Below are 13698 nucleotides of genomic sequence, written 5' to 3'. Positions count from 1 at the left end.
CCCCATGCGCTCGTCCCTGCCCTTCTTGCCCACGTGCCGCGCCATCGCCGCGGCGACCGCCATCGCGCTGCTGGCGGGCTGCGCCGGCGCGCCGCCCGTGCCCGCGCGCGAAACGGCCTTCACCGTGCCGCGCCAACTGCACGTAGTGCAAGTGGCCGCCGGCCAGCCGCCACTGGATACGATGCTGGTGGTGCAACGCGAAGGCGCCGCATTGCGTTGGTCGCTGTTCGACCCGATGGGCGTGCCGCAGGCCCGCCAGATGTTTGAGCACGGACAGTGGCGCAACGACGGATTCCTGCGCCCGAACGCCCAGGCCCGCAGCCTGTTTGCCGCGCTGATGTTCGCCTGGACGCCGCAATCCGACCTTGACGCCGCCTACGGCGCTGGCGCCTGGCAGGCCAGCCACACGCCTGACGGCGCGGCCGAACGCCGCTTGCGGGATCGCGGCGCGGCGGGCTGGACCGTCCGCTGGCCGCGGGCCGCCGAACCGAACGTTTTTTCCATCACGGGCGCCGACGGCGTCACCTGGCGGATCGCCCCGCTCAAGGAGCAGCCATGAACAGCTGGCTGGGCACACCCGGCATCGTGTGCGCGCTGGGCGCCGGCATCGATGCGGCGGCGCAAGCCGCTTTCAACGGCGACACGGGCGGCATGGTGGCCCAGACGGGCTGGGTCGACGGCCGCAGCCTGACGCTGGGCGGCTACACCGGCGCCTTGCCGGCAATACCCGACACGCAGCCCGCGCAGCATCACAGCCGCAACAACCAATTGCTGCTGGCCTGCGCCGCGCAGATCGAACCGCAGCTGCAACGTGCCATCGACCGCTATGGCCCGGCGCGCGTCGCCGTCGTGCTGGGCACCAGCACGTCGGGAGTCAACGACAACGCGCCCGCCTTCCGCCAGTTGGCCGCCCAGGGAGCCTGGCCCGCCAGCTACGACTACCGCCGCCAGGCCCTGTCTTCACCCGCGGCTTTCCTGGCGGCCTATCTGGGCGTGTCGGGGCCGGCCTACACGCTGTCGACGGCCTGCACTTCAAGCGCCCGCGCGCTGTTGTCGGCGCACCGGATGCTGGCCGCCGGCCTGTGCGACGCCGTGGTCTGCGGCGGCGCGGACACGCTGTGCCGCTTGACGATCAACGGCTTCGCCACGCTGGAAGCCGTGGACGACGCGCTGTGCCTGCCGTTCTCGGCCAACCGCCGTGGCATCAACATCGGCGAAGCCGGCGTCCTGTTCCTGATGGAACGCGATGCCGCCGACCCGCACGCCGTCGCCCTGCTGGGCGGCGGGGCCAGTTCCGACGCCTGGCACATGTCCGCCCCCGAGCCCTCCGGCGCCGGCGCGCGCCTGTCCATGCAGGCCGCCCTGCGCGCCGCGGATGTATCGCCCGCCGACATCGGCTGGGTCAACCTGCACGGCACCGGCACCACGCACAACGATGCCATGGAAAGCCAGGCCATGCAGGCCGTGTTCCCGCAAGGCGTGCCCTGCGCCTCCACCAAGGCGCTGACCGGCCACACGCTGGGCGCGGCCGGCGCCATGGAAGCCGCGCTGGCATGGATCACGCTGTCGGCGGGCAACCCCGATGGCCGCTTGATGCCCCATGTGTGGGACGGCCACCCCGACCCCGCGCTGCCCGCGCTGGACTTCAGCACCGGCCAGCACCGCTACGCCCAAGGCCGCCCGCGCATCGCCATGAGCAACTCTTTCGCCTTCGGTGGCAACAACGCCAGCCTGATCTTCGGAGCCCGCGCATGAACGCATGCCCCTGGCCCGTCGCCAGCCTGCTGCCTCACGCCGGCAACATGATCCTGATCGACGACGTGCAAGCCTACGACGCCGACAGCCTGAGCGCGCGCGCCGTCGTGCGCCCCGGTCCCTATTCATGGCCCGACGGCTCGCTACCGCCCTGGCTGGGCATGGAACTCATGGCGCAAGCCGTGGGCGCCTGGGCGGGCTGCCAGGCGCGCCAGGCAGGCCAGGCCGTGAAGCTGGGCTTTCTGCTTGGCACGCGGCGCTACGAATGCCACGCCGACCGCCTGCCCGCCGGGGCCACGTTGAACATCCATGTCCGACGCGGCCTGATCGACGCCAGCGGAATGAGCGTCTTCGAATGCGAACTGCGCGACGCGACCCGCCTGCTGGCCCAGGCCCGGCTGAATGTGTATCAGCCCCAAGACCCCAACGCATTTATCCAGGAAGCCCCCCTCCAATGAGCGCTGCCCCCATCCTTGTAACCGGCTCCAGCCGCGGCATCGGCCGCGCCATCGCGCTGGCCCTGGCCGACGCCGGCCACGATCTGGTGCTGCATTGCCGCCAGCAGCGCGACCAGGCCGAGGCCGTGCAGGCCGACGTCGTGGCCCGTGGACGCCAAGCCCGTATTCTGCAGTTCGACGTGTCGGACCGCGCGCAATGCGCCGCCGTCCTGCAAGCGGATGTCGATGCCCACGGCGCCTACTATGGCGTCGTGCTGAACGCCGGCCTGACGCGCGACGGCGCCTTCCCTGCCCTGACGGGCGACGACTGGGACCAGGTGCTGCGGACCAACCTTGACGGCTTCTACAACGTGCTCAGTCCGCTTGCGATGCCGATGATCCGCCGCCGCGCCGCAGGGCGCGTGGTGTGCATGGCTTCGGTCTCGGGGCTGGTGGGCAACCGCGGCCAGGTCAACTACAGCGCGTCCAAGGCCGGATTGATCGGCGCCGCCAAAGCGCTGGCCGTCGAACTGGCCAAGCGCCAGATCACCGTCAATTGCGTGGCCCCCGGCCTGATCGATACCGACATGATCGACGAACACGTGCCCGTGGAAGAGATCCTGAAAGCCGTGCCGGCCCAGCGCATGGGCCGCCCTGAAGAAGTGGCCGCGGCCGTGGTGTTCCTGATGTCGCCGGGCGCGGCCTATATCACCCGCCAGGTCATTGCCGTCAACGGAGGCCTGTGCTGATGAAGCGCGTCGTCATTACCGGCATGGCCGGCATCAGCGCCCTGGGTTCCGACTGGGCCCGCGTACAGCAGGCGTTCGCGTCGGGCCGCAGCGCCATCCGGCACATGCCGGACTGGTCCCGGTACGCCGAACTGAATACGCGGTTGGCGGGCCCCGTCGAAGATTTCCAGGTGCCCGCGCACTGGACTCGCAAGCAATTGCGCAGCATGGGGCGCGTGTCGCAGTTGGCCGTCCGCGCCGCCGAACTGGCGCTGGCGGACGCCGCGCTGCTTGGCGACCCGAGCATCACCGACGGCCGCATGGGCGTGGCCTGCGGGTCTTCCGTGGGCAGCACGGCCGAAATCCGCGCCTTCGGCAACATGCTGCTCAACGGGGTCACCGAAGACCTCAACGCCAACTCTTACGTGCGCATGATGCCGCACACCACCGCGGCCAACGTCGGCATCTTCTTCGAGCTCAAAGGCCGCATCATCCCCACGTCCAGCGCCTGCACGTCGGGCAGCCAGGGCATCGGCTACGCCTACGAAGCCATCCGCTACGGCCGCCAGGAAATGATGTTGGCCGGCGGGGCGGAAGAGCTCTGCGCCAGCGAAGCGCTGGTGTTCGACGCGCTCTACGCCACCAGCCAGCAGAACGACACGCCGGAACTCACCCCCCGCCCCTACGACCGCGACCGCGACGGACTGGTGATCGGCGAAGGCGGCGGCATGCTGGTGCTGGAGTCGCTGGACCACGCCCTGGCCCGCGGCGCCCGCATCCACGCCGAGGTCGTCGGTTTCGGCAGCAATTCGGATGGCACGCACATCACGCGCCCCGAGGCCCGCACCATGCGTATCGCCATGGAGATGGCGCTGGCGGACGCGGCGCTGCCGCCGCAGGCCATCGGCTACGTGAACGGACACGGCACGGCGACCGAACAGGGCGACATCGCCGAAACACAAGCCACGCACAGCTTGTTCGGCAGCCAGATGCCCATCAGTTCGCAAAAGAGCTACCTGGGGCACACCTTGGGCGCGTGCGGCGTGCTGGAATCCTGGTTCAGCATCGAAATGCTGAACAGCGATTGGTACGCCCCCACGCTGAACCTGCGCAACGTCGACCCCCGCTGCGGTGACCTTGACTATCTGCAGGGCGAAGGCCGGCGCATGAGCAACGAGTACGTCATGAACAACAATTTCGCCTTCGGCGGCATCAATACTTCCCTGATTTTCCGGCGCTGGCGCTAAGCGCGGCGCCCGCCCTTTCCCACTTTCTATCCCTGGAGCGCATTTGATGACCTTTACTTCCAAGCTGCTTGGAGCCGTGTCCCTTTCACTGGCTTGCTCGGCGCAGGCGCTGGCCGCCGACCGCACCGTGTTCCTGCCGCTGCAGCCCGCCATCGATGCGGCGCTTGCCGCCGGCAAGATCGACGGAAGCGTCAAGTTCTATCTGGCGGGCACCGGGCCCAAGGGACGGGTCGTGGAAGCCGGCGTCGTGACCAACCGCAAGACCAACGCGTTCGCAAAGAAAGACGCCGAGGCCTGCGAGTGGGTGGCCCAGTCCGCCGTCATCGCCCTGCACGAAGCGGCCAAGAAGGCCAATGCGAACGCCGTGACCAACATCGTCAGCTACTATCGCAAGAACGAATACACCAGCAAAACCGACTACGAATGCCATGCGGGCGCGGTGGTCGCCGGGGTAGCCCTGCGCGGCGACCTGACCCAATTGAAGTAGGCCCGTCCGGTTTACACTTCCGGTTTGCCGCAACACCACACAAAAGGTTCCCCGATGAGCACTGCTACGCTCAAGACCCGCCTCTCCGATTCCGTCAAGGATGCGATGCGCGCCAAGGCCGCCGAGCGCCTGACGACGCTGCGTTTCCTGCTGGCTGCCGTCAAGCAGAAGGAAGTGGACGAACGCCGCGACCTGACCGACGCTGAAATCACCGCCATCATCGAAAAGCAGGTCAAGCAACGCCGCGAATCGATCGCCGCGTTCGAACAGGCGGGCCGCACGGAAACGGCAGAGCAGGAAAAGGCCGAAATGGCCGTGCTGCAGGAGTTCCTGCCGCAAGCCGCCACGCCCGAGGAAGTGGCCGCCGCCATCGACGCCGCCCTGGCCGAAGTTGCCGCGCAAGGCGTGACCGGCGCACCCGCGATGGGTAAGGTCATGGCGCTGCTCAAGCAAGCCCTGGCCGGCCGTGCCGACATGACCGCGCTGTCCCAGCAAGTGAAGGCCCGCCTGGCCTGATCCCGGCAGTCAGAACGCGCCGCCGAACAGATCCGGCTGGCGCGACTGCTCGGCGGGATCGGCAAAGTTGCTCATTCCGACGCCGGCCAGCCGGTACAGCGTTTGCGGCGGCAATTCCACGCGTTCGCACAACAACCGCGCCACGGCGGCCAACTCGGCCGCCGAAGCCGGCGGATTCGGGCTGGTCTGGCTTCGCGTCAGAATCCGGAAACGGTCGGTCTTCAATTTCAGCACCACCGTGCGCCCCAGCGCGCCTTTCTTCAGCGCCTGATCCCACACCCGGTCGGCCATGCGGTCGATGGCGTCGCCCAACGCATCCAGTCGGATGTCTTCCGAAAAGGTCGTCTCCGCGGACACCTGCTGCAAAGGCTGGTCGGTCTGCACCTCGCGCTCGTCGATGCCGCGGGCCAATTCGTACAGGCGCCTGCCGTAGCGGCCAAAGTAATGTTCAAGCTCTTCGGCGCTGTGCGTGGCCAGATCGCCCACGGTGTGGATGCCCAGTTGTTCCAATCGGGCCTGCGTCACTTTGCCCACCCCCGGCACTTTGCGCACCGGCAAGGGCTGCAAAAAGGCCAGCACCTTGCCTGGCCGGACCACGAACTGCCCATCGGGCTTGTTCCAGTCAGACGCGATCTTGGCCAGGAACTTGTTGGGCGCGATACCCGCCGACGCAGTCAGCCCCGTCTCTTCCCGGATCTGGTGCCGGATGACCTGCGCCACTTCGGTGGCCGACGGCAGCCCGCATTTATTGACCGTGACGTCCAGATAGGCCTCGTCCAGCGACAGCGGCTCGATCAGGTCGGTATGGCGGGCGAATATCTGGCGGATCTGGCGCGAAACTTCGCGGTAGCGGTTGAAGTCCGGCGGCACATAGATGGCCTGTGGACAGAGCCGTTCCGCCCGGACGGCGGACATGGCCGAATGGATGCCGAAACGCCGGGCCTCGTATGACGCGGCGCACACGACCGAACGCGGGCCGGTCCAGGCCACGACGACCGGCTTGCCACGCAGTTCAGGGTTGTCGCGCTGCTCCACGGACGCGTAGAACGCATCCATGTCCACATGCACGATCTTGCGCATAAATTCAGACATTCCGCTCGGAACACCGTGGCCGGCGCAGCGATGCGCTGGCGGCCACTGCAAAAAAATATATTATGACCGGCTGATCCCGCTATCCCTTTCCGTCCACAACCGTTCCATGACCGCACCCGCCCAAACTGATTACTTCGGCCTGACGATACCCTTCATGAATTTCATCGGCCTGGTGCCCGAGAGCATCGCGCCGGCTTACGCCCGCACCACGCTGCCGTGGCGCCAGGACCTGACCAACAGCCGCGGCGACGTGCACGGCGGCACGCTGATGAGCGTGCTGGACTTCACTCTCAGCGCCGCGGCTCGGGGTTCGGCCGACGCCACCGAAGGCATGGCCACCATCGACATGAACACCACGTTCCTGTCGCCCGGTACGGGCGACCTGGTCATTGAAGCGCGCTGCCTGCGCCGTGGCGCGTCCATCGCCTTCTGCGAAGGCGACATCCGGCGTGCCGATGGCGAACTGGTCGCCCGCGCCACCGCCACGTTCAAGATCATCCGCCGCCGCCCGGGCGGCGATTGACGATACCCCCGGGCGTCCCGCGGCCAGCTTAGTTTGGCAGGTCGCGCGATGGTTTGACCGGTGGCCGCGGATCCAGCGGCATGTAGGTGCTGCACGACGTGATGCTGTAGTAGATGGCGTCCTGCATGGCGCGCATTGCCGCGGCGTCCCAGGTGCCCTTGCCCCACATTACGATACGCACATCCGTGGTCTTCTCGCCGGCGGCCTTCAGGTCGACCCGCGACATCTCGTTGTCGGTATACGGCGCCAGCACGCGCACCACGGCCGACTGCGCGCTTTCATTCAGTTCGGGGATCACGCGGTAGGCGTTGTCCGTGCTGCGCAGGCAGTTGTTCGACTGCCGGATCACCGTGGCGTAGGCATCCTTGAAGGCGACCGGCGCCTTGAACTCGCTGTGCGGCGACGCACTGTCCTGCGAAATGCCCACCGAGCAGCCCGCCAGGCCCAGCGCCAGCGCCGATGCCGCGACCAGATTCCTGTACATGTAATTCTCCAGATGAATTGCCGCGATTATCCCGCAAACCGTCCGGCGGCATAAGTGGGGCCGGTTCGACACCCCCCGCGCGACTATGGCATTATCGACGAGCCGCCGGCGCCCGGCGCCGGCACGCGCCGCAGTCCGCCAATGCCGATCACGTATTGCAATAACGTAAGGCATTGAAATCACGGAGGTCTCCCCTTGTTTTCATTCATGACGCGCACCGTTCTCGCCGCCAGCATCGTCGGCACCACACTGGGCGGCTGCGCCACGCCGCCGCCCCCACGCGCCTACCCCCTGAAAGATTTCTTCCGCAATCCGGAACGCGGCTTCTTCCGCCTGGCCGAAGACGGCCAGACGCTGGCGTTCATGCAACCCACCAGCGTGGACGGCAATCCGGCCCGCATGAACATCTACGTGCAGCCGCTGGAAGGCAGCAAGCTGGTGGGCGAGCCCCGCCAACTGACCCGCGAAACCGCCCGCGACATCAGCAACTATTTCTGGAAGGGCGGCGACGTCGTGCTCTACCAGAAGGACTTTGGCGGCGACGAGAACTACCATGTGCTCGCCGTCAATGCCAAGACCGGCACGATCACCGACCTGACCCCGTATGAAGGCGCCCGCGCCAGCATCGAAGACGACCTGGAAGACGATCCCGACCACGTCCTGATCAGCCACAACCAGCGCAACCCTGAAGTCTTCGACGTCTACCGCGTCAACGTCCACACCGGCGCCGCCGTGCTGGTGGCGCAGAACCCCGGCAACATCGTCGGCTGGCAAACCGACCACGCGGGCAAGGTGCGCGCCGCCGTCACCAGCGACGGCCTGAACACCACCCTGCTCTACCGCGACGACGAAGCCTCCGACTTCCGTCCGCTGATCACGACCGATTACCGCACCAGCGTCAGCCCGTCCTTCTTCACGTTCGACGACAAGAAGATCTACGCGCTAAGCAACCGCGGCCGCGACAAGCTCTCGCTGGTCGTTATCGACCCCGCCAAGCCCGACGCCGAAGAAGAAGTCTTCACCCCGGATACCGTGGACCTGGACGGCGCAGGCTATTCGCGCAAGCGCCGCGTACTGACCTTGGCCGCCTACCAGACGGACAAGCCGCAATACAAGTTCTTCGACGCCCAATCCGAAGCGCTGTTCAAGACCTTGTCGACAAAGCTGAAAGGCTACGAGATCGCGCTGCAAGGCTCCAACCGCGATGAAAACAAGTTCATCGTCGCCGCCTACAACGACCGCACGCCCGGTTCGCGCTACATCTACGATGCCGCCACCGACACGCTGACCAAGCTGGCCGACATCAACCCGGCCATCCCGGAAGCAGACATGTCGCACGTGCGCCCGATCAGCTACCAAAGCCGCGACGGCCTGACCATCCACGGCTATCTCACGCTGCCGGCCGGACGCGACCCCAAGAACCTGCCTTGCATCGTGAACCCGCATGGCGGCCCGTGGGCGCGCGACGGCTGGGGCTACAACCCCGAAACGCAGTTCCTGGCCAACCGCGGCTTCTGCGTGCTGCAAATGAACTTCCGCGGGTCGACGGGCTATGGCCGCGCGTTCTGGGAGGCCAGCTTCGGGCAATGGGGCCTGAAAATGCAGGACGACATCACCGACGGCGTCCAATGGCTGATCAAGGAAGGCATCGCCGACCCCAAACGCATCGGCATCTACGGTGCCAGCTACGGCGGCTACGCCACCTTGGCCGGCGTGACCTACACGCCCGACCTCTATGCCGCCGCGGTGGATTACGTGGGCGTGTCGAATCTGTTCACGTTCATGAAGTCCATTCCGCCGTACTGGAAGCCCATGCTGGACAAGATGCAAGACATGGTCGGGCATCCGGAGCGCGACCGCGACCGTCTGGCGGCCACCTCGCCGGCGCTGCACGCGGACAAGATCAAGACGCCGCTGTTCATCGCGCAGGGCGCCAAGGACCCCCGCGTCAACAAGGATGAAAGCGACCAGATGGTCAAGGCGCTAAGGGCCCGCGGCATCGAAGTGGAATACATGGTCAAGGACAACGAGGGCCACGGCTTCCACAACGACGAGAACAAGTTCGAGTTCTACGAAGCAATGGAGAAGTTCCTGACGGAACACCTCAAACCCTAGGGGCATTACCCCGCCAGGAGGCGCCTGCGGGGCGGCTAATCCCCCAACGCCTCCTGGGCGGCCAACGGCGCGTTGGCCGTCAGCCCCGCCACTTGCGCGCGGCCTGCGCCGCGACCGGAAAACGCCATCTCCACACGGTCGCGCCCTTGCTCCTTGGCGCGGTACAACGCCACATCCGCGCGCGCCAGAATCACATCGGCGCTGTCGCCCGCCTGGTAAGACGCCAGGCCCCCGCTGGTGGTCATCTGCACCTCGCACCCCTGCAAGTACAGCGGCGTATCCCGCAATGCGTCGCACACCCGCTGCGCGTGGATCAACGCACGCGCCGGATCACAGTCGTACATCAGCAGCACGAACTCTTCGCCTCCCAGCCTGCCGAAGCGGTCCGATCCGCGCACCGCGTTCTGCACGACGTGCGCGTAGTGCCGCAACGCCGTGTCCCCGGCCGCGTGGCCGTAGCGGTCGTTGATCGATTTGAAATGGTCGATGTCCAGCACCAACACCGCCAATTGGCCGCCCATGCGGCTGCACCGCTGCAGTTCGTGTTCCAGTTCGTCCAGGATGCTGCGGCGGGAGTAGGCGCGCGTCAGGCTGTCGAACGTCAGCGCGGCCTGCATCTGTTCCGACAGACGGGTCTGGATCAGCAGCAGCAACGCCAGGAACAGGGCCGGCACGGTGGCCGACCCGCATACGATGAAGAACAGCCCCCACGTTGACGGCTGCAGCAGCGAGACCGGCGGCTCCAGGCCGGCGCCGTAAACCACGATGCGCAGCCCGTGCAGGGCAGCCAGCCCGAGCGTCGCCAACATCAGGTAGAGCGTGACGCCGCGGGTCTGGATCTGCGTGCGCCGCAGGAAGATCACCCGCCCCGCCATCGCCATGTACACACAGGTGTAGGCCGAAAACAGCATCATGCGCCCGCCCATGTCGTCCTTGCCGTACAGCATCAGCGCAAACGCCAGCAGACAAGCCGCGCCGATACCCACGGTGCGCGCGATGTGCGGACGCAGCCCGAAAAACTGGCGCAGGCCCACGTAGACCAGGCCCACCGCGCACACCCACGCGGCGTTGGACACCATCACATAGACGCCGGGCGCCATGAAGTCGCCCGACGCATACGACAGCAGGGACAGCACGGCCAACGCATTCGCCACGATGAACGCCCGGACGCCGCTTACGCCGCGCGCCTGGAACGGCAGCAGCAGCGGCAACGCCAACGCCGTGGCAAGCCCCCACATCAGGAAGAACAAGGAAGTCGTCATGGTTTTTACGGCTTGCGCCGCAGGGCGCTTACCGTCGCTTGGAATTGCCGTTGCACTGGGTTCGTAAGTGGAAACGCGTTACACGTCAGCATTTTTGATGCTTTTTGTTACCAGAAGGACAAAAAGCCGCATTGCACGCAAGCCGGCCAACGGCCGGCGCGAGGCGAATGCGATGTGTCCAGAACCTTTACCACCCGCGCCAGGACGATTGCACGGTATGCGACGAAGAATACGCCAAGGGCAACGCACCGGGATCACCCTTTGCAGTAATTGACAGTTGAATTTGCGGAAAACCCCTACAGTCACTCCTGTCGAAGAAGCCAAAAGAAGCTCCTCGACCACGCCCCACGGGCGTGGCGCGTACTAGCCATGCACCGCCTCAGCGCGCGTGCGAAGGTCCCCGTAGCGGGCGCCGCGCAGTCCAAACCACATGTTCGCTTCTCCTCCCGAGCGCGCCTTGCGCGCCGCGCGAGCCGCCGCCGGTTAAACCGCCAGCGCGCCCGCCGGGCGGTGGAGCCATGAACATCCCTAGTCGCAACTGCGGAAGTACAACAGATGCAAAATAGAGGCCCCAAGCAACCTCGGGTTGCCCGAACGACATTTCGCCACCTGGCCGCCTGTGCGGCCCTGGCGCCGGCCCTGGCCCTTGGCGGCCCGGCAGACGATTACGATGCGTTGATCTTGCGCGCCCGCGCCGGCGACTACGAGCCCGCACTGGCCATGCTGCGCCAGCAAGGCCAGGCAGCCAGCACACGGGCCATCCACGACCACATCATCATTGCCAGTTGGGCCGGCAAGCCCGCCGAGGCCATCGCGGCCTACGAAACGCTGCCGGCCAGCGCAGCCCTGCCCGCCGATGTCCAGTTGGCGGTGGCCCGGGCCTATCGCGATGAACACCGTTGGCAAGAAGCCCTGGCCCGCTACCGCGAAGGGTTGCGGCGCCACCCGACGCAGGCCGCTTTTGCCGCCGGCGAAGTCATGACGCTGGCGGACGCCGGCCAGTTCGACGCAGCCAGGGCAGCCGGCCTGAAATGGGTAGCGCGCCAGCCCAGGAACGCGGACGCGCGCCTGGCGCTGGCCTATGTCCATGCCCGCCAAGGCCAGCCTTTCGAAGCCCTGCACCAGACGGACTTGGCGCAAGGCCTTGCGCCCGAGTCCCCTGCCGTGCAACGCGAGTACATCTACGCGCTGCAGCGCGCACGCATGGCCGACGTGGCGCTGGAACGCGCGCAGCGGCGCCCGGACCTGTTTAACGCGGCGCAGATGCGGGGCTTCGAAGCCGACGCGCTGGCCCAGCAGGTCCGCCTGGCGGCGATGCCGACCCGCAGCGAGGCCGAACGCTTCGTGATCGCCGATCGGGCGCTGGCCCGCTATGACACCTTGATCCCCGCGTGGCGGCAGCTGGGCGAGGCAGCCCAGGACGATGTGGCCCGCGCCCGCATCGACCGCCTGCACGCCCTGCATGCCCGCGCACGCATGGCGGACCTGACGCAGGAATACGAAGCGCTCGTCGCCGAAGGCATCAGCGTGCCGCGCTACGCCCTGAACGATGTCGCATCGGCTTATCTGTACCAGCGCCAGCCCGAACGCGCTCGCGACCTCTACCGGCAGGTTGCCGCGGACGAGGCCTTCGACCACGACGATCCCGAACAGCGGCTGGCCAACCAGACCGGACGCTACTACGCGCTGGCTGAAGGCGAACAGTACGACGAGACCGGCGCCGTGACCGAAGCCGTGCAGTCGGGCTATGCCCCCTGGCTGTACCCCAAGGGCCAGGCGACCCGCGTGCCCAACGACCTGAACCTGGAAAGCCGCCAAACGCTTGCGGCGGCCCAGTTGCAGGCCGACGACACCGTTGCCGCGCAGCAGCGCCTGGAAGACATGGTCGCCAACGCGCCCAATAACTCCGGCCTGCGCGGCGACCTGGCCGTCGTCTACCGTGCGCGTGCGCTGCCGCGCGCCTCGGAGGCCGAATTGAAAATGGCCGAGACCCAGACGCCGCGCAGCCTGGGCGTGGAAAACGGCCAGGGCTTCACCGCGCTGGATCTGCAGGAATGGCGGCAGGCGGAAGCGTTGTCCGCCGACACGCTGGCGCGCGCGCCAGAAAACCTGACCAGCCGCCGCCTGGCGCGCGAATGGGAAGTCCACAACAAGGCCGAACTGCGCATTAGCGGCTACCGCGGCCTGGCCTCGGACAGCCCCGTCAACGGCAATGGCGACTTCGGCATCGATGCCGTTTTGTATTCATCGCCCATCAATTACAACTGGCGCGTATTCGGCGGCGGCGGCTATGCCACCGGCGACTTCGAAGAGGGCCGGGGCGACTACCGCTGGCTGCGGACCGGCGTGGAATGGCGCGGCCGCGATCTGACGGTCGAGGGCGAGGTCTCGACCCACGATTACGGACATGGCGTAAAGCCCGGTGTGCGCCTGTCGGCCGCCTACGACCTGAACGACCACTGGCAAATCGGCGGCTCGGGCGAAATCATGTCGCGCGACACGCCGCTGCGCGCCTTGACCAACGATATCTCGTCCAACCGTTTGGCGGGTTACGTGCGCTGGCGCGCCAACGAACGGCGCGAATGGACGTTGGCCGTGGCGCCTTCCCGTTTCAGCGATGGCAACCAGCGATGGGAATTGGGCCTAAACGGCCGCGAACGCGTCTACACCGCCCCGCACCTTAAGGCTGACCTGGAACTGGACATGTCGTCCCAGCGCAATACGCGCGACGACGCCCCCTATTTCAACCCCAGCGCCGACTTCATGGCGGTGCCCGGCGTGCGCCTGACGCACACGCTCTACCGCCGCTACGAAACCGCATGGGAACAGATCGGCACGCTGGGCGCCGGCGTCTACAGCCAACAAGGCTATGGCACCGGCGGCGTCATCGCGCTGGGATACGGCCAACGCTACCGCGCCAACGACGTGCTGGACATGGGCGCCATGGTCACCGGCATCAGCCGGCCTTACGACGGTGTGCGCGAACGCGAACTGCGCATCGTATTCGACCTTGCCTACCGTTTCTGAACATCGATCCGAACCCGGACCCGGA

13 protein-coding genes are annotated in these 13698 nt (G+C 66.8%); 10 read left to right on the top strand and 3 right to left on the bottom strand.

Going from position 1 to position 13698, the window contains the following annotated elements; genetic code table 11:
• The first annotated feature begins 4 nt into the window (after positions 1-4).
• The 7 genes from ACI0FO_RS20050 to ACI0FO_RS20020 are packed head-to-tail and all read left to right on the top strand — an operon-like array spanning position 5 to position 5170.
• The gene (locus ACI0FO_RS20050; RefSeq protein ID WP_416029471.1) at positions 5-559 is read left to right on the top strand and encodes a DUF3261 domain-containing protein; all 555 of its coding nucleotides are present in this window, start codon (positions 5-7) and stop codon (positions 557-559) included.
• Entirely contained in the window at positions 556-1755 is a 1200-nt protein-coding gene (locus tag ACI0FO_RS20045; RefSeq protein ID WP_416029469.1) for a beta-ketoacyl-ACP synthase, read from the top strand. Before ACI0FO_RS20050 ends, ACI0FO_RS20045 begins: the two co-directional genes overlap by 4 nt.
• Complete coding sequence (locus tag ACI0FO_RS20040; RefSeq protein WP_416029467.1) at positions 1752-2213, top strand: 3-hydroxylacyl-ACP dehydratase; 462 nt, start codon at positions 1752-1754, stop codon at positions 2211-2213. The genes ACI0FO_RS20045 and ACI0FO_RS20040 overlap by 4 nt, the downstream gene beginning before the upstream one ends.
• A complete protein-coding gene (fabG, locus tag ACI0FO_RS20035) occupies positions 2210-2941 on the top strand; it encodes a 3-oxoacyl-ACP reductase FabG (RefSeq protein WP_416029465.1) in 732 nt (243 codons plus the stop codon). The genes ACI0FO_RS20040 and fabG overlap by 4 nt, the downstream gene beginning before the upstream one ends.
• Positions 2941-4167, top strand: coding sequence for a beta-ketoacyl-ACP synthase (locus tag ACI0FO_RS20030; RefSeq protein ID WP_416029463.1), 1227 nt, complete (start codon positions 2941-2943; stop codon positions 4165-4167). The genes fabG and ACI0FO_RS20030 overlap by 1 nt, the downstream gene beginning before the upstream one ends.
• A 46-nt stretch (positions 4168-4213) precedes the next feature.
• Positions 4214-4654 (top strand): excinuclease, encoded by a 441-nt coding sequence (locus ACI0FO_RS20025; RefSeq protein ID WP_416029461.1) that lies wholly within the window; start codon positions 4214-4216, stop codon positions 4652-4654.
• A gap of 54 nt (positions 4655-4708) precedes the next feature.
• On the top strand, positions 4709-5170 hold the full coding sequence (locus tag ACI0FO_RS20020) for a GatB/YqeY domain-containing protein (RefSeq protein WP_105558887.1): 462 nt from the start codon (positions 4709-4711) through the stop codon (positions 5168-5170).
• Between the two features lie 9 nt (positions 5171-5179).
• Here the strand turns inward: ACI0FO_RS20020 and dinB are convergent, their stop codons facing one another.
• Entirely contained in the window at positions 5180-6262 is a 1083-nt protein-coding gene (gene dinB, locus ACI0FO_RS20015) for a DNA polymerase IV (RefSeq protein WP_416029459.1), read from the bottom strand.
• Between the two features lie 106 nt (positions 6263-6368).
• Here dinB and ACI0FO_RS20010 point away from each other — a divergent pair, with 106 nt between their 5' ends.
• A complete protein-coding gene (locus tag ACI0FO_RS20010; RefSeq protein ID WP_105558885.1) occupies positions 6369-6785 on the top strand; it encodes a PaaI family thioesterase in 417 nt (138 codons plus the stop codon).
• 28 nt (positions 6786-6813) lie between these two features.
• Here ACI0FO_RS20010 and ACI0FO_RS20005 read toward each other — a convergent pair whose 3' ends face one another.
• Complete coding sequence (locus ACI0FO_RS20005; protein ID WP_416029456.1) at positions 6814-7269, bottom strand: BPTD_2524 family lipoprotein; 456 nt, start codon at positions 7267-7269, stop codon at positions 6814-6816.
• A 207-nt stretch (positions 7270-7476) separates the two neighbouring features.
• Here ACI0FO_RS20005 and ACI0FO_RS20000 point away from each other — a divergent pair, with 207 nt between their 5' ends.
• Entirely contained in the window at positions 7477-9384 is a 1908-nt protein-coding gene (locus ACI0FO_RS20000; RefSeq protein ID WP_416029454.1) for a prolyl oligopeptidase family serine peptidase, read from the top strand.
• Positions 9385-9419: 35 nt separating this feature from the next.
• Here the strand turns inward: ACI0FO_RS20000 and ACI0FO_RS19995 are convergent, their stop codons facing one another.
• Complete coding sequence (locus ACI0FO_RS19995; protein ID WP_416029452.1) at positions 9420-10646, bottom strand: GGDEF domain-containing protein; 1227 nt, start codon at positions 10644-10646, stop codon at positions 9420-9422.
• A 555-nt stretch (positions 10647-11201) separates the two neighbouring features.
• On the opposite strand from ACI0FO_RS19995, the gene pgaA reads away from it, so the two are divergent.
• Positions 11202-13673, top strand: coding sequence for a poly-beta-1,6 N-acetyl-D-glucosamine export porin PgaA (gene pgaA, locus ACI0FO_RS19990; RefSeq protein WP_416029450.1), 2472 nt, complete (start codon positions 11202-11204; stop codon positions 13671-13673).
• Positions 13674-13698: the final 25 nt, after the last annotated feature.

This window comes from Achromobacter marplatensis, assembly GCF_049060505.1.
In the GTDB taxonomy this organism is placed as follows: domain Bacteria; phylum Pseudomonadota; class Gammaproteobacteria; order Burkholderiales; family Burkholderiaceae_B; genus Achromobacter; species Achromobacter marplatensis_A.
Note: the sequence above shows the minus strand (reverse complement) of the source record. Positions and strands in the feature narration are given on the sequence as shown.